Below are 18,234 nucleotides of genomic sequence, written 5' to 3' on the forward strand. Positions count from 1 at the left end.
TCACACCGCTATATCGTCAGCGATTTGATGCATGACCGACCGCCTTGACGTCCTGCCCACTCCGACCATGAAGATGTTTGAGTTTTGAAGCCGGCATCGGCCTACCTATGAGGTAACCCTGAACTTGATCGCATCCCAACCGCTTCAGGCACTCGAACTGCTCCTCAGTTTCAATGCCTTCTGCAATTGTTACCATTCTGAGGCTGCGCCCGACCCCAGTTACGAGTTCGACAATCGCCAGTGCGTCCGGTCGCGTTGTCACATCGCGTACGAAAGATCGATCAATCTTGATCTTGTCGAAGGGGAACCCGCTGAGACTGCCAAGCGAGGAATAGCCTGTTCCGAAATCGTCCATCGCGATCTGGATACCCAATGCTTTTAGCTGGCGTAGAGTGCTCAAGGTCTGCTCATTTTTGTCCAGCAGAACTGATTCTGTGATCTCGAGCTCCAACCGATTCGCTTCGAGGCCGCTTTGCTCCAGGGCATCGATAACGCTTTGAATGAGGTTCAGGCTGCGAAACTGAACAGGAGAGAGGTTGACTGCGATCTTGAGCGGCTTATTCCAATGAGCAGCTTCAAGACAGGCCGTCTTGAGCACCCAATCCCCTAGCGCGTGAATAAAGCCAATCTTCTCGGCCACGGGAATAAACTCTACCGGTGAAACTGCCCCCCGGATAGGGTGAGTCCAACGGAGCAAAGCCTCATAACCGCATATCTCACGCGTTATGGTGCAGGCTTGCGGCTGATAGTAAACTTCCATTTCACCATTCTCCAGTGCCTTCTGAAGATCGGCCTCAAATGACTTCTTCTCCCGCAAACGCGTCTGCATCTGCGATTTGAATACGCTCGCATGACCAGGCCCGAGAGCCTTTGCCTCATAAAGCGCCAAATCGGCATGTTTGAAAAGTTCCTCCGTGTCGGGTTCACCCTCGGAGATTGCGACACCGTCACAGGTTCCGATTTTGATTTCCAGCTCGCCGACATGATAAGGCTGGCTGATCACGTCCATCAGGCGATCCGCAAGTTCCAGTGCTTCCTCTTCCCGTAATCCCGTGGAAAGCACGGCAAACTCGTCCCCGCCCAAGCGACACACCATGTCACCTCGTTCGCCGAGTTTGGTAAGACGTCGTGCAACTGCCTGCAACAGTGCGTCGCCAACATCATGCCCAAGCGTATCGTTTACGTCCTTGAACCCATCGAGATCCAGAAGAAGAATAATGGCCGACTGGCTTCCCGTCTGTGCGGCTTCAAGCCTTTTCTCCAAATCCTGCCGGAACAGGACACGATTGGGCAATCCGGTCAGCGCATCGTGATGTGCATCGTGCTCCAGTCGAAAATTCTGCGACTGCAGTTCACCTGTCGCTTGCCGAAGATCGCTTGTCAGGCGTTGCATGCTGCCATGCGCCCGATCAAGAAGCTTGTTGTGACGCAGCAGAAGAATAACGAGCACGACGCCGCAGAGAATGAGGCCCGCCGCCAATCCGGTGTAGATGAGATGCAACTGGCGAACTTCTGCCTGGGCAGCATCGATAAGTCCGACATCATACTCAACTGCAGATGACGCAAGCGCTGTCATCGGACCATCAAGCGCACTCATTAATTGCAGATGGGTTTTGACCTCGTCTGCATCAAGTTTATCCAGCTGGACGTCAAGTGCCTGAAGAACGTCGCTTAACTTCAAAAAGAGATCGCGTCGTCGCTGATCGTTTTGAATGAAGGAGCGCAGATTGCCTTGCTGCAACAGTTCCAGTCGCCCGAGCATAATATCGAGGCGAAGCCGCACTTCGTCGCGCGTTTCTTCGTTCATATCCAGGACGTATCCAGCCAGAACATGCTCAAGCCGCATATATTCCGATACTGTCTGACCAACAGCCCAGGAATCATTATAACGGGAGAATTTCTGAAGCGCTGTCTGTCGTTCGGCAATGACATAGGCGATATAGGCCGTTGCCACCACGAAACAACAGATAATGACGCCTAGAATTCGTCTCACACTTTGCCTCTATTCAACTATCAGCTTGGCAACCTGCCACGCAGAACGTGTGTAATAGGTCTGGCTTTGGAGCTGTGGGTCGCTGTCATACGGGTAAATAATAAACAATGGTCCTTTATCGCGAACCGGCATGTAATTGCCATCTCGTTTCATGGCAAGAATAACATTGAACTTCTTGAAGTCTTCCATCGGTAACGAGCTAACATAATCGTTCAACGCTACCGCAGTCACTTTCGTTCCCTTGGCGCCGACAAGCGTCATAAGCTTGTCCATCGACACGCCGTCAAAACGCACACGACCATCATACCATGGATTTGCCGTTTCTACGGTCACCAAACCCAGGGCCTCCAGCATATCCCGATCAAATTGCGCTGTATCGCCAACATTTGTATTCGAAATATTGCCGGATATGACCAGGATCGGCTTACCCGTCGGTTTGGCCAGCGGTTCAGCAGCGGCCCCGGATAGCCAGACGAAAGGCAAGAGCAGACAGGCAAGGACTCGAATTAGTTTCATTGCATTTCCCCATGATAAATTAGAACAATAAAGAGAATTGCCTAAATCAACGTGAAGATCGCATGAGTCTTGTATTTTTTCATGTTCTTATGCAATAAAAATGGAATATCGGCGTCAAGCTTGCCGCAACGTAACTTCAAACGACCGCAGTTAGTGAATTACCCTAATGTTAGATCGTTTTTATTGGATAGTAACGCTTTTAATATGCCGTATCAGCTGAGCACTAGGTCAATCAGGCTCAATTCGTGCTGTCAAAAACAAAAAGGACAACGTGTTTGACGCTGCCCTTTGGAGAAATTGGGTAGTTATTGTCGCATCAACCGACTAGTTTTCCGCCGGTCATCGGCTCAGGAACGCCGGTTGTGCTCGGAAAACTGATAGGCAAACTGCGCAAGGCTCGCACTGCGAGGAAAGCAAAACATTCAGCTTCTACAGCATCGCCTCGCCAGCCAAGCGTTTCGACAGGCACGAGTTCCACCTTGGCGCGCTCGACCAGCATATGCATCATGGTTGGATTGCGACGGCCACCGCCACTGACTGCAAGCCGTTTCGGCCGACGCGGCAGAATGTCCAGAGCCTTCCCAACCGCTGAAGTTGTGAACGCGGTCAATGTCGCCGCGCCATCTTCCTCGTTCAGGCCGTCGGCCATCGTCTCGGTAAAGTCGAAGCGATCCAACGACTTGGGATACGGAGCAGTCAAATAGGGGTGCTTGAGCAGTTCGGCGAGCCGGTCTTCGTCTACCTTACCTTTTGCTGCCAGTACCCCGTCGCGGTCCATTTCGCCCAATCCCTGCTTTTTCATAAAGTCATTGATAGGCGCATTGGCTGGACCGGTATCGAATGCCACAAGCGCATCATCACCATCCCACCAGGTTATGTTACCGACACCACCGAGATTGAGAATCGCAGTATTGCCACTCGCATCAGCACTGCGCAGCAAGGCAGCATGATAGACGGCCGCAAGCGGAGCACCCTGCCCGCCAGCCCGAATATCTGCCGTCCGGAAATCATAAGCCACTTTAGTAGCGAGCAGTTCGCTCATAAGCCTTCCATCGCCAAGCTGCCTCGTATCACCAAACCTGCCTGCCTGCGGTGCACGATGCAAAACCGTCTGCCCGTGGAAACCGACAACGCCGATATCCGCCATCGACAGCCCGCTTTCCTCAACCAGTTCGCGCACAGCCGCAGACTGAGCGCGTGTCAGCGCTTCCTCTGCCTCAGCAAAAATCGCAGGTTCCGCACCTTCAAAATTCCAGACGCGAGCCTCGGCCTGCGCCTGTTCGAGAAGATCACGAATCCAACGCGGATAAGGTTTCAACGCGTAAGCGCCGAATTCCGCAATGGTTTCGCCATCAGTTTTCAACAGGGCAACATCGATGTTTCCATCAAGAACGGTACCGGTCATCAGGCCAACGGCCCATATTGGCTGCATAGACGTCTCCTATCCCAATGAAATTGCGTCGCCGACACCCTGACGCAGCGCCAGAATACCGCTGTCAAAGTGACGTGTCGGATGAATACGATTGGTGAGCAAGGTCCATGCCCTGCCCGCTTCAAAATCAATCCACAAGCCGGTTCCCGTGAAACCGGTATGCCCGATTGTATCCTTCGAATTGAAACTGCCCCCCGACCAACCGTCATAAGGTCGTTCCCAGCCATGCGTGCGGGTGGCAGATAGTGGTCGGCGCATGTGTTCGATAACGTTTTGCGATGCACCCGTGCCGTCAAGCAAGCCAAGCGCAAAATCAAGTATGGACGCAGCCGTACCGAACAGACCCGCATGCGCCGCACCCTGCAACGCTGAACAATTGTCGTCGTGCACCTCACCGCAGAGCACACGATTGCGCCAGGTGCAATCTTCGGTAGCGGCACTAATCTCCGGCTCCGCGGAAAAGGCAAAGCCTTCGCCGGGGTCCATCTCGCGAATGGTCTTGCCGTAAAATCTTTCCATCGCAAAACCGAGCAGAATGAAATTGATGTCTGAATAAACCAGCGCGGATTCTCTCCATTCGCGTTGCAATACGAATGCGCGCAACAATTCCGGATCCCGTCCATATGTATAGATCGGTTCGACCGACGGAAATGGCGTCTGGTGGCCGAGACATTCACGAAAGGTGACTTTGCGCTCCCAGGCATCATTATCATATTGCCGAAGATCCGGAAGCAACGTGATCAATGGTGCATCGAGGTCAATGACACCTTCCTCGGCCAGCGTAAGGATGCGAGGTGTCGTGAAAATCACTTTGGTCAGCGAGGCGAGATCGAACCACGTATCGGTTGTCATCGCGCGCCGGGCCGGAATGATCTGCGCATAGCCAGTCGCCCGGACAGCCCGGTTGCCGGAGAGATCGACCATTCCAAGCACCCCTCCCGGAATACGGTCTGAGTCGCACGCACCTGTCAGAAGGCTGAAAGCTTTTTCAAAGCGAGCCGTAAAAGCAGTATCGACGGAGTGGCGGACATTCGGTTCTGCCATGATAGTTATGCCTCGGTCCGGGCCATGTGATCATGACCATATGTCTGCCAGTTTGCCGGTGCCGGCTCATATCCCAGCGGGCGTACGAGTGAAGGCACTTGTCGCGTATCGAGGGTAAAATGCTCGTTGCGCCGATCAATACTTGGAACGGCAGAGATCAGCCGCTTCGTATAGGAGTGTTTTGGTGCAGACAGGATGGAAGCGGCATCGCCAATTTCCACGATCTGCCCAGCATAAACGACGGCGATGCGGTGCGCGATACGCTCCACTACCGCCATATCATGCGACACGAACAGATAGGCGAGACCACGTTCCTTCTGGAGATCGATCAACAGCTCCAGCACTTTCGCCTGTACGGATACGTCGAGAGCTGAGACGGCTTCGTCGAGTACCACCACTGAAGGATTCAGCATCAAGGCGCGGGCAATACAAAGCCGCTGGCGCTGCCCGCCGGAAAACTCGTGCGGATAGCGTTCCAGACTGTTTGCAGGCAGCCCCACCCGGTCAAGCAACTGCAGCATCTTCTGTCGTGTTTCCGGCCCGTCGCGCCCGCCAGCAGCTATGACCGGCTCAGCAAGAATGCTATCGATACGCAGACGAGGATTAAGCGATGCATAGGGATTTTGAAAAACCATCTGCACAGAAGATGAATTTCGAGTGTCGGCGGTATCTGTTACACCGACTTCAAGCTTGCCGTGTGACGCTTTGACGAGCCCGAGAATCGCCCGCGCAGTCGTCGACTTACCCGAACCACTCTCCCCTACGACCGCCAGTGTTTCGCCCGGAACAAGATCGAAATCGACACTCTCCACGGCATGAACTGCACCAAGTCTGCGGCCAAGAATGCCGCCCTTGACTGGGAACCGGACTGTGAGCCCTTCCACAGCCAGAATTGGGTTCGTTCCGGGTTTGGCCGCTCGTACGTTATCCGTTCGTACCGCCTTGCCGCTTTCAAAATGTGGCACAGCCTTCAGGAGATGCTGCGTGTAAGGATGCTGAGGCTGATCGAGAACGACATTCAGTTCACCTTGCTCCACTGCCTCGCCGTGTTGCATGACCATGATCTTGTCGGCCATACCTGCGACCAGACCAATGTCATGAGTGATAAAGATCATCGCCATGCCGGTTTCGCGCTTCAGCTCTGCCAGAAGTGCCATGATCTGTGCCTGTACCGTAACATCGAGCGCTGTGGTCGGCTCATCGGCGATCATGAGGCGCGGATTGCAGGCAAGCGCCGTTGCAATCATCACCCGTTGCAGCATACCGCCGGAAAGCTGGTTCGGGCAGTATTTGAGACGCCGTGCAGCATCTGGAATGCGTACGCGATCAAGTACGTCCTTGGCAGCGGAAGCTGCCTGCTTGCCGGTAAGTCCGCGGTGAAGACGAAACGATTCCTCAATCTGTGTCCCGATAGTGAGCACTGGATTGAGTGACGTCATGGGCTCCTGAAAAATCATGCCGATTTCCGCGCCACGGACTTTCGTCACCTCAGCTTCATTCGCAGTCGCAAGATCGATGGTGGTACCGTTCGCGCGATTCAACTCGATCGTTCCATCGATAATGTGCCCGCCGCCAAAGTCCACAAGACGATTGATCGACAAGGCCGTTACAGATTTACCGGAACCGCTTTCCCCGACAATCGCCAGCGTTTCCCCGGCGGCGAGATCGAAACTCACACCGCGCACAATCTCATTGGCTTCAGGATTGCGCCCGAAACCGACACGAAGGTTTGAGACGGACAGAAGCTTGTTCATGCCGCTACCCTCCGCATTCTGGGATCGAGAATGTCGCGTAGAGCATCACCCAGAAGGTTGAAGCCAAGTATACCGATCATGATCGCCAGCCCCGGAAATGCCAGCAGCCATGGCGCGGTTTCCATGAGATTGCGCGCATCTGCCAGCATGAGACCAAGCGACGAAGCCGGCGGCTGCGTGCCGAGACCGAGGAAGCTCAAGCCTGCTTCAGTCAGCAGCGACCAGGCAAGCGCCAAGGTGATCTGGACGGTCAAAGGCGCGATCAGATTAAGCAGCAGATGGCGCGAAAGGATGTAACGGTTGCTACTGTGGAACGTACGCGCTGCATCAACAAATTCACGTGTTTTGATCGACAAGGCCGGACCACGCACAACCCGCGTAAAAATCGGGGTGTAGACGATGGCGATGGCGGCGATACTTGTTCCTGTTCCCGGTCCGACAACGGCAATGATCAGAAGCGCAAGCAAGATTGCCGGAAATGCCAGAAGCACGTCCATGACGCGCATGACAGTTCCATCCCACCAGCGCCCAAACCATGCCGCAGTCAATCCCAGAACGGTGCCCGCGATGGCGGCAATTCCGACCGCAGAAAAGCCAACGATGAAGGATTGCGCGATGCCTGCCATCAGGCGGCTCATGACGTCACGACCGAACAGGTCAGTTCCCATCCAGTGGGCAGTACTTGGAGGACGCAGCCTGTCTATCCGGTACTGCATCAACGGGTCATGCGGCGTAAAACCGAAATACCCCAGAAACGCGACGATCAGATAGATCAATACGATGAGCCCGCCGATACGGCCACTCGGATGAGCAAAAACGGAACGCAATATCTGCATTAGTTTTCCCCCAGACGAATGCGCGGATCGAGCGCAACGTAAAGAAGATCAACAAGCAGATTGACGATCATGAAGTTGAACGCGATGAAGAGAATACTACCCTGTACCAGCGCATAGTCGCGCTGCAATATGGCATCCAGCACCATGCGTCCGAGCCCCGGCAGAGCATAGATCTGCTCGACCAGCACAGCTCCGCCCAGAAGGTAACCGAATTCTACACCACTCAGCGTCACCACAGGGATGAGTGCGTTCGGCAATGCGTGTCGCCAGATGACAGAGCGGGCCGAGGCACCCTTGCTGCGGGCAGTGCGAACATAATCATCACTGAGAACATCCAGCATAGCCGAACGCGATATGCGTGTGACCGACGCCGCAAATGCACAGCCGAGCGTTATGGCGGGCAAAATCATCTGTAGAAAATTCTGCCACGGATTTACCCATAGTGGCGTGAATTCGCCCATAGTCGGCAACACACCGAACCCTGCCGAAAGAATATAAATGAAGAGGAGACCAAGAACGAAGCTCGGAGTCGACTGCCCGATCATTGCAAAAATGCGAACCACGAGATCGGACATTTTTTCGTTGCGCGTTGCTGCATAAACCCCAGCCGGGAGGCCGATGAGCAAGGCAATAATCATCGACATCAATGCCAGCTGCAGTGTCAGCGGGAAGCGTTCCAGAATAACTGTCAGAACTGGCTTCCCGAATGTGACCGAGACACCCAGATTACCTTGCACTACGTCACCGAGCCAACGCCAGTACTGTGTGGTCCAGCTTTGGTCGATACCAAAATATTGCGCCAGAGACTGCCGCTGTTCCGGCGTCAGCAGCCCTGCTTCCGTTCCAAGCATAGCCGTAATGGAATCACCTGGAACCATACGGATCGCGACGAAGACAAGGATCGACACCCCCAGCATAACCAGGGGAAATGTCAGCAGCCGACGTGTCAGATAATTCATGTCAGATTACTCACGGCCTGCCGTCAAGGAAGGCACTGGAAAGCCACGCCTCCATATTGAAGACGTGGCGGATTTCATGACATCACTGCCCAATCTGCAGCTTGGTTACGCCGAACAGCGAACCGGTAGCGCGAGGCTCAAAACCGGTAACGTTCTTCTGGTGGGCGACGTAATTATTGGCCGTATAAAGCCATATCCACGGAGAAACTTCTGTTATGTGCTTTTCGAAGTCAGAGAAGATAAGCTTGCGTTTTTCAGGATCAGTTTCGGCTCTTCCCTTTTGCATCAGATCGTCAAGCGTATCGTCAATATACTGTGCGACTTTCTGCAGGTTACCTGCCTTTGTCCAGTAACGGCCATACATTGTATAGGGATCAGCCGAACCACCGTTAAGCGCCACCGCCATGTCGAAGTCGCCCTTCAACCACGTATCGACATAGACGTTGAGTTCCATCATGCGGATATCGAGCTTGATGCCGATTTCGGCGAGTTGCGACTGGAGAACCTGAGCTTCAGCCGCAGCGGTTGCAGGTTCTCCATTTGCAGCAATGATAGTTGCCGAAAAACCATCCGCATAACCGGCATCCGCCATCAGCTTCTTCGCTTTTTCGACATCGCGCTTGTAGCAGAAGAGCGTGTTTGGATCGCTCGCATAGGCGGGCATTGTCAGCGGGCCCGTTACCTTGCCTTCACCGAGCAAGGCTGTATCGAGCACATCTTGACGATCAACAGCGCAGGAGATTGCCTGACGCACGGCCAGTTCCGTCATCGGCTTGCGCGACGGGTTCAACTGCAGGACATGATAAGCAAGAGCCGGAGTGCGCACCAGTTCCAGAGCGCTTTCGTTTGGCACCATCGTTGCGACCAGCGGGTCGTTGAGGAGCGCAAAGTCGATCTGCTTGGCGCGAAGCGCCGCAAGAATTGCTGTTTCGTCCGGCAGGACACTGATATTGATCCCGTCGATCGCTATTTTACCGCCCGCCCAGTCGGGATTGGCTTTCAGCACTTCCTTGGAATTCGGTTCCCAGCGCTCAAGGATGAATGGACCCGACCCAACAGTTTTCGTACCTATAGTTCCAGCCTTGATCTCGCTTTCTGGAACGACCGCCGCATTGATGCTGGCGATTGCAGCCAATAGCGGAACGTCAGGCTGGGAGAGTTTGAAGACGACCGTTTCAGCATCCGGCGTTTCAATAGCAGAAATGGAACCGAAATTCGCACGCGCGACGGCGCCTGTCTTTTCATCCAGAATGCGCTCGAAGGAGGCCTTCACATCGGCTGGCGTTACCGGCTGACCGTTCTGAAATTTCGCATTCTTGTCGAGCTTGAATGTGAGAACCTTTCCGCCTTCGGAAAATTCCCAGCTTGTGGCAATGGCAGGCGCAATCTGCAGGTCGGAACCAAGACGGACGAGCGGCTCATAGATGAGCTCGAGCAGACGAATCGATGAAAATGCTGGCTGCTTATGCGGATCGAGACCAGTGGCATCCTGCGACCAGGCCATTCGGAGCGTCGCGGCAAAAGCCGTCGAAATACCCATTCCACCAAAGCTTCCAATGCTCAACGCTATTGCGGCCGCGCCTGCAATAAGGCTTTTCTTGAAACTCGCTCCCATTTTCTTCCCTCGCAAATGACTGCAATGCTAATGTCCGACTGCTTCCCCGCTTCGGCTCACGCTTTATTGGCATTTATTGCCTGTCTAAGAAATCCCCCAGCATTCTTTAATGCCTTTCTTGCCTCATCCACTGGCATTCCGGTGATCGTGATGAGGATTGCAAGCTTGACCTCATTATCTGTCAAAGCGAGAACGCGTTTTGCCTCCCCCGCCCCGCAACCGGTTGCCTGCATGACAATTCGCGATGCCCGCGCGACAAGCTTATTGTTGGTGGCACTGACGTCCACCATGAGATTCTCGTATGTTTTCCCTATTCGGATCATACTCGCCGTCGTCAGCATATTAAGAACGAGCTTCTGCGCCGTACCGGATTTGAGCCGCGTCGAGCCCGTCAGTATTTCAGGCCCGACAACCGGCGATATCGCGATTTCAGCCATGGTCGCAATGGTCGAATCGGGATTGCAGGAGAGCGCCACGGTCGTCGCGCCGATAGATGCTGCGTAGGCGAGACCGCCTATTACATAGGGCGTTCGCCCGCTAACGGCGATTCCCACGACAACATCGTGCGAAGTCAGACCTATGTTGCGCAGATCAGATTCCCCGAGCGACGGATCATCTTCTGCCCCTTCGATCGCATGTTGCAAAGCATCCACGCCGCCTGCAATCAGCCCGATCACCATGCCTTCCGGTACGCTGAAAGTCGGAGGACATTCCGATGCATCGAGAACGCCAAGACGTCCGCTTGTTCCTGCGCCCAAATAAATCAGCCGGCCGCCAACCCGAAATGCGTCGACGATCTTATCGACGGCCTGGGCGACCTGAGGCAGCACTTGCTCAACAGCAGCGGGAACCAGATGATCCTCGTCGTTGATGCGGCATACGATAGCAAGGCTCGACAAGAGATCGATATCCATCGTGCGTGGGTTTCGCTCTTCAGAAACCAGCCTATCCAGTTCAGATAACAACGCCTGTTCCGTCATGCCTCTGCCTGCTTATCGAGCAGCGTTCAAAACGCGCCGCCTTATGGTTAATAAATGTTAGGATTATAAATTCCATCAGTCAATCAAAATAAGGAATAAATTATTCCTTATTTGCAGAAGCCATGTTTCGCGCAAGAATGATCGCACCGGAAACCGCATCACCGTCGGCAGGTTTCAACCGTCTGCGGACGTCTGGCGCCAACCACGGTTCAAGTGGGGTAGCAAGCCCGCCAAGCAAGGTCACGCGCGGCGCCCCCTTTTCGAAAAGCGCGCGTACGATAGTATCTATGTGGCCCGCAGCCGCCTGAACGATACGGCGTGCCGCTGCATCTCCCTGGTCCGCATGACGCATGACCATAGGCGCCAGAGACGCATATTCTGTAGCGGTTGCGCGGTCCATCCACGCCACAGCGTCCATCGGGGTCTGATTAAAGCGCTCCATAACCTCGTAGAGAAGCGGCGTACGCTCGATCCGATCATCATAAGCCTGAAGGGCCTGTTGAATCGCTGACAGCCCCAGAAAAGCACCACTACCCTCGTCGGAAATTGGAAAGCCGTAGCCTCCGACGCGAATGTCGATACCATTCACGAAGCCGAGACCAATTGAGCCGGTCCCGGCAATAACGATAGCCCCATCACTACCCGAATGTGCACCGAGACATGCGCCTTTGCCGTCACTCATGAAATGAATACTCGAAAAGGGATGCTGTATAGCCTGAAGTGCTTCGAGCGCACCTTGCCTGCCTATGCCCGCCAGCCCAACGCCTGCATGTGTTCTGGCCAACTCTTCAGCAACCAGGCCCGCCTCGCTGATTGCTGCGTCAAACGCACGTGCGATGGATTCCCACGCCTTGTCTATCCCGAGCCGTGTAGTTGCCGGGCCAGACAATCCTTGTCCCAGCACATTGCCGGTCTCATTTTCCAGCCGGGCTCGACAGCCCGTACCGCCGCCATCCACACCAAGATAGAACTGATCTTTCCCAACCCTGTCCGACGTCATTCTGACAGCCGTTCTATATCTGCACCGCAAAGCTTCAGTTTGCGGTCAAGCTGTTCATATCCACGATCCAGATGATAGATGCGATTAACGACAGTTTCTCCGTCGGCCACGAGTGCTGCAAGAACAAGTGACACGGACGCCCGCAAATCCGTTGCCATAACCTGTGCGCCATGCAGCGGGCGTCCGCCGCGTACCAGCGCAGTTGTTCCCTGCAGTTTGATGTCGACGCCAAGCCGCATCAGTTCCGGCACATGCATGAACCGGCTTTCGAACACTGTTTCGCGAATGAGCGATGCTCCTTCGGCACAAGCCGTCAGCGCCATGAACTGGGCCTGCAAATCCGTCGGGAAACCCGGATAGGGTTCGGTCGTCAGATCTGCGCCACGCAAGGAGCCGTTGCGCGAAACAACCAGACCGCGATCGCTTGGCCAAACGCTGACGCCCATCGTTTCAAGCACCTGCACAACAGACGCGAGATGTTCAAGACGGGCATGCGTGAGTTCGAGCGTGCCGCCTGTAATGGCGGCAGCAACAGCGTAAGTTCCGGCCTCGATACGATCCGGTATGCCGTGGTGGCGGGCAGTCCGCCAAGATGTATCGCCCTGGATCAGAATGCGATGCGTACCCGCTCCTTCAATCTGCGCACCCATGCCCCCGAGACATGCGGCGAGGTCGCCAATTTCCGGCTCACGAGCCGCGTTCAATATTTCCGTTTCGCCACGAGCGGAAGTTGCCGCCATCATCGCCGTCGCCGTCGCGCCAACAGAAGGCGCTGGCAAAACAATCCGGCTTCCGATCAGGCCGTTATCAGTCGAAGCCACGATCCAGCCGCGATCAATGGAAACATCTGCGCCAAGTGTTGCGAGCGCTTTCAAGTGCATATCCACGGGACGCGCACCGATGGCACACCCGCCCGGCAAGGAAACACGAACCTTGCCCAGTCTCGCCAACAAGGGTGCCAGCACCAGAACCGTCGCACGCATTCGTCTTACAGTGTCATAAGGAGTTTCTCCTCCGACAACATCTGTGGCGGTTATTGTCGTCGAGTGCGGCGCGCGGGAGACCTGTACTCCATGTGACTGCACGACATTGAGCATGTTTTCGACATCACTCACCGCTGGGAGGTTGGTAAGTTCAACAGGGTGAGGGCTTAACAAGGAAGCCGCGATCTGAGGCAGCGCGGCGTTTTTTGCACCGGAGATATTGACCGCTCCCTGCAATGGTCGTCCACCGACAATTCGCAATCGTTCCATGTCTCTCCACCAACTCCTCTCTTGCGGATTGTTAGCTCATTCCGTAAATTTTAAAAGATTGGAATTTTATATTCCAAATCAATTTCGGTTGTCCTATGAGGCAAGGCGACCGAATATCGAGCCCTCCGGTGCCGGAATTGGGAATAATCGCGCATGTCGATCCTGCAAAAGATCAACGCCAAACTGAACGAATTGACTGTTGCAGACCGAAGGATCGGCCAGTTCATCGTCGATCATCCAGAACAGGTATTGAAGCTTTCCTCTTCCGCGCTCGCGGTCGCAACCGGTCGGAGTCAATCCAGTGTCGTCAAGTTCAGTCAGAAGTTCGGGTTTGACGGCTATCAGGAACTTAAACTCGCCGTCAGTGAGGCGCGCGCCAAGGAATGGCAGGTTCCGGCAGGCATGGTCCATGGCAGCATTGAGACCGGGGACAGCTATATCACGGTTCTGCAGAAGCTTATCGGCAGTAAACTGCAATCCATGCAGCAAACGATTTCCGCCAACAATGAACAAGGTATCGACGGCGCTTTGCAAGCCCTGATCAGCGCCCGGCGTATCCACCTCGCCGGCGTTGGCGCATCGTCACTCGTCGCACGCGATTTTTCTTACAAGCTGATGAAGCTCGGTCGCAATGTGATGCACGACAGCGATAGTCACATCCAGATGGCCAATGTTTCCACATTGCACGAGGGTGACGTTCTGTTTGCCCTTTCCTATTCAGGAACGAGCATTGAAACCCTTCGCATTGCTGAACAGGCTAAAAAATGGGGAGCGACTGTGATTGCCGTCACAGGCCTCAACGAGAACCTGCTCAATAAGATCGCCGACATTCGTCTGTACACAGTCGCAGACGAAGAACGCGTTCGCTCATCATCGATCACCGCACGCGATGCACAACTGGTTCTGACCGATTTGCTTTTTATCCTGCTATTTCAGCGACAACAGGATGCCAATGACTACGTACATAAAAGCGAAGCGGCAGTGTCTTCGCTGAAAATATAAGCGGTTGGATCAATCAATAATAGCTGCGGCGGCGAGGCTCGCGAAGGCAGCAAGGAATGCCACTGCGACAGCACCGACCTTTGTGAAAAGATTGAACATGTCGCCAGGCGTTTCACGGTTGGACATGTTGAGATAGACCAACGCAGCGACGATGATGACAATCGAAAAACCGAAAGCGGAAACCCACTGCCATATCTCGGACATGAAACCTCACAAACGCTGAACTCATTTTGAAACTGCGCGAATTATATCAAAACATTATTACTACAGTGTGATGTCACTTAATGTTTCACATTCAAGCCTGCAATGTACCATAGGACGTTTAGTCCGGTAATCATCAATTTGTGATCGCTTACCTCTCTCATGCTGTTGCGGGAATGGTCTCGCATCTGTCGCAATAAATGCTGAAAAACGAACTCGACATCGTGTTTCGCCGATCGGCCATGCAGTCCTGCATTTTTGAACACAAGAGCAGAGAGATTACTTTCAGACGGCGCAAGCCGTGATATATCTGGCGACAAGCGAGCTGCTTTCAGACACAGGCTTGCGCACAAACAAAATCACAAAGGTATGCATTATGACTTCACCGTCATCTCCTCCGCGGATCGAACAGGAAGAGCGCCTGGAACGACTGGCATTGTTGCAAGGCAAGTTGAGAGAGCGCGGGATTGGCGGCCTTCTGCTCGGGCCAACGGCAAGTTTGCGTTATTATACCGGGCTTGTCTGGCACATCAGCGAACGTTTTCTGGGTGCCCTCGTCACACCGTCGGAAGTCATTTATATCGTTCCCGGTTTTGAACAGAGCCGCGTAGAAAGCCTGCCGCATCTGCCAGGAGAAATCCGTGTTTGGCAGGAAGAAGAAAGTAGCGCAGCGCTGATAGCATCACTCATTCCGGCAAGTGCTACACTTGCCGTGGACGATGCCGTACCGCTGTTCGTCTATAATGCCCTTAAACAGGAAATCTCGCCGGAGCGCTTGCTTGACGGTGGCGAACTGATCCGTGAACAGCGCATCTGCAAGTCAACCAATGAAATCGCTATTATTCAGCACGCGATGGATCTGACGCTTGAAGTTCATCGCCGGGCGCATGCGCTGATCAAGCCCGGCATTGCCGCAAGCGAAGTGGTGCGCTTTATCGATGAACAGCACCGTGCCCTCGGCGCCGCAGGTGGCTCGACATTCTGCATCGTCTCGTTCGGAACGGCGACTTCGTTGCCACATGGCGCAGATGGCGAACAGTTCTATCAGCCCGGTGACGTTATCCTTGTGGACACCGGATGCCGTATCGATGGCTATCACTCCGACCTCACGCGCACCTACATGCTGGACGAGCCAAGCGCAGAGTTTTCGCGCATATGGGCAATTGAACGCGAAGCACAGCAAGCCGTTTTTGATGCAGCAAAGCTTGGTGCGGCTTGTTCAACCCTTGACGATGCGGCACGCGCTACGCTCGTGAAGCATGGATTGGGACCGGATTATGCGCTACCCGGCCTTCCGCATCGAGCCGGTCACGGCCTTGGTCTGGAAATTCATGAGGCCCCATACATCGTTCGCGGCAATTCGCTCCCGCTCGCTGAAGGCATGTGCTTTTCCAACGAACCGATGATCGTGGTCCCGGGCCAGTTCGGTATTCGTCTGGAAGACCATATCCATATGACGGCGACCGGACCAAAATGGTTCACCCAGCCCGCGAAAGGCCCAACCGAACCTTTCACATAATGCCGTAACTACTGCTATCGATTGCCGGGTACTCCCGCCCAGCTTTCCGATTGCTTTTCGCCAATACCGATCAGATCAATGGCTCGCGCCGCGATCTGATCGGCTACTTCATCGACCGATTGGGGTTTGAAGTAAAAGGCCGGAACCGGCGGCATCACAATCGCGCCCATTTCTGTCACCGTGCACATGTTGCGCAGGTGGACCAGATGCAGCGGCGTTTCCCGCGCGATCAGGACCAGCCTGCGCCGCTCCTTCAAATGAACGTCCGCAGCGCGGGTTAACAGACTGTCGCTGTGCCCCGTTGCGATCGCCGCGAGCGTCCGCATGGAGCACGGCGCAACGATCATACCGGCCGTTGCGACTGATCCGCTTGCAATCAGTGCACCTATATCGCTGACGGAATAACTTCTGTGCGCCAGCCTGTGCAGAAGCGCATAGCCGTCAGGACCCAGCTCATGGCGCAATGTTTGCTGCGCTGCGTCCGATACGACCAGGTGGCTCTCGACATCGTTTAAAGTGGAAAGTTGTTCCAGCAGTTTGAGCGGGATGAGAGCGCCCGATGCGCCGGAAATGCCAACAACAACCCGTTTCATCGCATGCTTTCCTTAATCAACCCAAGCTCGCCCCACATTGCATCCACGCGGGCGATTACATCGTCGCTCATCTTCAGCACCGCACCCCATTCCCGGTCAGTTTCCGTACCGATTTTGTTGGTCGCATCAAGTCCGAGCTTCCCGCCCAGACCTGAGCGCGGCGATGCGAAATCGAGATAATCCACTGGTGTGTCGGTAAGCGTGATGACATCGCGACTGGCATCGAAGCGTGTGGCAAGTGCCCACATGACGTCATCCCAGTTGCGAACATTTATGTCGGGATCGACGGCGATTATGAGCTTCGTGTAACTGAACTGTGGCAGCATCGACCAAAGCCCCATCATCACCCGCCGCGCTTGACCGGGATAGCGTTTGTCAAGCGAAACGACTATTGCCCGATAGGAACAGGCCGCTGGAGGCAGCCACAGATCGGCGATTTCCGGGAACTGCTTTCGTACAATTGGCACGAACAGCTCGTTCATCACTTCGCCAAGTCTTGAGGGTTCATCCGGCGGGCGACCAGTATAGGTCGAAAGATAGACCGGGTTTTTCTGCATGGTCATCGCTGCCACCTGCATGACCGGAAATTCCTCGACACTATTGTAATAGCCCGTGTGATCACCATACGGACCCTCTGGCGCTGTCTCTGATGCAGAAACTCGCCCTTCCAGAATGATTTCAGCGTTAGCGGGCACGGAGAGCGGCACAGTGTGCGCATCAACGACGGAAGGCCTGCGTCCAGCAAGCAGGCCCGAGAAGGCCAGTTCGCTCATCCCTTCAGGCAAGGGCATAACGGCTGCAAGGATTGTCGCCGGATCGGCCCCGATAGCAACAGCAACAGGCATATCCTCGCCTCGCTTTTGCCACATGCGATGATGACGCGCACCGCCGCGATGGGCGAGCCAGCGCATGATCAACTTATCCCGGCCAAGCTTCTGCATCCGGTAAATTCCGACATTTACGTCGGATGGATCGTCTGGCGCCCGCGTGATAACCAGCGGCCAGGTAACAAGCGGCGCGGGCTCTCCCGGCCAACACCACTGGATCGGCAGTAGATCGAGGTTGACTGCTTCGCCTTCCAATATCGTCGCCTGCACCGATGCGCGTCGGACCTGCCGAGGACGCATATTCAATGCTGCCTTTGCCAAAGGCAGCTTGCTCCATATTTCCCCCGCTGAACGGGGCGGCTTTGGTGCACGCAGTTCCGCAAGCATCTCCGCAAGATCGGGAATTTCCTCGACGGCACGACCAAGTCCCAATGCAATACGTCGCGCGGAACCAAAAAGATTGGCCACGAGTGGAATTGAATGTTGATGACCGTCTGCATCGACCGGTTGTTCGAAGAGTAATGCCGGACCATCCACTTCGAGCACACGCTTGTGGATTTCTGTTATTTCCTGGACGAGCGAGACCGGACGTTTGATCCGAATGAGATCGTTGCGCCGTTCAAGCTCCGACAAAAAGCTTTGCAGGCAGTCGTAATGTGACGGAAGAGAGCGAGCCGTTTTCATGCCCCTAGTTTTGAATATCGAATTCT

At 54.6% G+C, this 18,234-nt stretch carries 16 protein-coding genes; 2 read left to right on the forward strand and 14 right to left on the reverse strand.

Annotation, left to right across the window (positions count from 1 at the left end; all coding sequences use genetic code 11):
- Positions 1-16 precede the first annotated feature (16 nt).
- From ABDF71_RS16845 to murA, 11 genes are all read right to left on the reverse strand, one after another.
- Entirely contained in the window at positions 17-1,993 is a 1,977-nt protein-coding gene (locus tag ABDF71_RS16845) for a putative bifunctional diguanylate cyclase/phosphodiesterase (RefSeq protein WP_500061692.1), read from the reverse strand.
- A gap of 9 nt (positions 1,994-2,002) precedes the next feature.
- Positions 2,003-2,509, reverse strand: coding sequence for a putative pterin-binding protein (locus tag ABDF71_RS16850; RefSeq protein ID WP_010661764.1), 507 nt, complete (start codon positions 2,507-2,509; stop codon positions 2,003-2,005).
- A 316-nt stretch (positions 2,510-2,825) separates the two neighbouring features.
- Positions 2,826-3,941: an anhydro-N-acetylmuramic acid kinase gene (locus tag ABDF71_RS16855; protein WP_036589174.1), complete on the reverse strand. Its 1,116-nt coding sequence runs from the start codon at positions 3,939-3,941 to the stop codon at positions 2,826-2,828.
- Between the two features lie 9 nt (positions 3,942-3,950).
- On the reverse strand, positions 3,951-4,985 hold the full coding sequence (locus tag ABDF71_RS16860; protein WP_258125169.1) for a serine hydrolase domain-containing protein: 1,035 nt from the start codon (positions 4,983-4,985) through the stop codon (positions 3,951-3,953).
- A gap of 5 nt (positions 4,986-4,990) precedes the next feature.
- Entirely contained in the window at positions 4,991-6,739 is a 1,749-nt protein-coding gene (locus tag ABDF71_RS16865) for an ABC transporter ATP-binding protein (RefSeq protein WP_258125168.1), read from the reverse strand.
- Complete coding sequence (locus tag ABDF71_RS16870) at positions 6,736-7,575, reverse strand: ABC transporter permease (RefSeq protein WP_029929943.1); 840 nt, start codon at positions 7,573-7,575, stop codon at positions 6,736-6,738. Before ABDF71_RS16870 ends, ABDF71_RS16865 begins: the two co-directional genes overlap by 4 nt.
- Positions 7,575-8,534, reverse strand: coding sequence for an ABC transporter permease (locus tag ABDF71_RS16875; protein ID WP_012092570.1), 960 nt, complete (start codon positions 8,532-8,534; stop codon positions 7,575-7,577). The genes ABDF71_RS16870 and ABDF71_RS16875 overlap by 1 nt, the downstream gene beginning before the upstream one ends.
- An 82-nt stretch (positions 8,535-8,616) precedes the next feature.
- Positions 8,617-10,149, reverse strand: coding sequence for an ABC transporter substrate-binding protein (locus tag ABDF71_RS16880; RefSeq protein WP_258125167.1), 1,533 nt, complete (start codon positions 10,147-10,149; stop codon positions 8,617-8,619).
- 56 nt (positions 10,150-10,205) lie between these two features.
- Positions 10,206-11,129 (reverse strand): N-acetylmuramic acid 6-phosphate etherase, encoded by a 924-nt coding sequence (gene murQ / locus ABDF71_RS16885; protein WP_029929939.1) that lies wholly within the window; start codon positions 11,127-11,129, stop codon positions 10,206-10,208.
- A gap of 100 nt (positions 11,130-11,229) precedes the next feature.
- On the reverse strand, positions 11,230-12,129 hold the full coding sequence (locus tag ABDF71_RS16890) for a glucosamine kinase nucleotide-binding domain-containing protein (RefSeq protein ID WP_036589183.1): 900 nt from the start codon (positions 12,127-12,129) through the stop codon (positions 11,230-11,232).
- Complete coding sequence (murA, locus tag ABDF71_RS16895; protein ID WP_029929934.1) at positions 12,126-13,382, reverse strand: UDP-N-acetylglucosamine 1-carboxyvinyltransferase; 1,257 nt, start codon at positions 13,380-13,382, stop codon at positions 12,126-12,128. The genes ABDF71_RS16890 and murA overlap by 4 nt, the downstream gene beginning before the upstream one ends.
- A gap of 153 nt (positions 13,383-13,535) precedes the next feature.
- Here murA and ABDF71_RS16900 point away from each other — a divergent pair, with 153 nt between their 5' ends.
- A complete protein-coding gene (locus ABDF71_RS16900; protein ID WP_036589189.1) occupies positions 13,536-14,384 on the forward strand; it encodes a MurR/RpiR family transcriptional regulator in 849 nt (282 codons plus the stop codon).
- 9 nt (positions 14,385-14,393) lie between these two features.
- Here the strand turns inward: ABDF71_RS16900 and ABDF71_RS16905 are convergent, their stop codons facing one another.
- Positions 14,394-14,588: a hypothetical protein gene (locus tag ABDF71_RS16905; protein WP_010661753.1), complete on the reverse strand. Its 195-nt coding sequence runs from the start codon at positions 14,586-14,588 to the stop codon at positions 14,394-14,396.
- Positions 14,589-14,961: 373 nt separating this feature from the next.
- Here ABDF71_RS16905 and ABDF71_RS16910 point away from each other — a divergent pair, with 373 nt between their 5' ends.
- Positions 14,962-16,104 (forward strand): M24 family metallopeptidase, encoded by a 1,143-nt coding sequence (locus ABDF71_RS16910; RefSeq protein ID WP_258125166.1) that lies wholly within the window; start codon positions 14,962-14,964, stop codon positions 16,102-16,104.
- Positions 16,105-16,118: 14 nt separating this feature from the next.
- Here the strand turns inward: ABDF71_RS16910 and ABDF71_RS16915 are convergent, their stop codons facing one another.
- Together ABDF71_RS16915 and ABDF71_RS16920 are read right to left on the reverse strand one after the other, a co-directional pair.
- On the reverse strand, positions 16,119-16,697 hold the full coding sequence (locus ABDF71_RS16915; RefSeq protein ID WP_029929930.1) for a UbiX family flavin prenyltransferase: 579 nt from the start codon (positions 16,695-16,697) through the stop codon (positions 16,119-16,121).
- On the reverse strand, positions 16,694-18,208 hold the full coding sequence (locus tag ABDF71_RS16920) for a UbiD family decarboxylase (protein ID WP_258125165.1): 1,515 nt from the start codon (positions 18,206-18,208) through the stop codon (positions 16,694-16,696). The genes ABDF71_RS16915 and ABDF71_RS16920 overlap by 4 nt, the downstream gene beginning before the upstream one ends.
- Positions 18,209-18,234: the final 26 nt, after the last annotated feature.

This window comes from Ochrobactrum sp. WV_118_8 (assembly GCF_039631535.1).
Lineage (GTDB): Bacteria > Pseudomonadota > Alphaproteobacteria > Rhizobiales > Rhizobiaceae > Brucella > Brucella anthropi.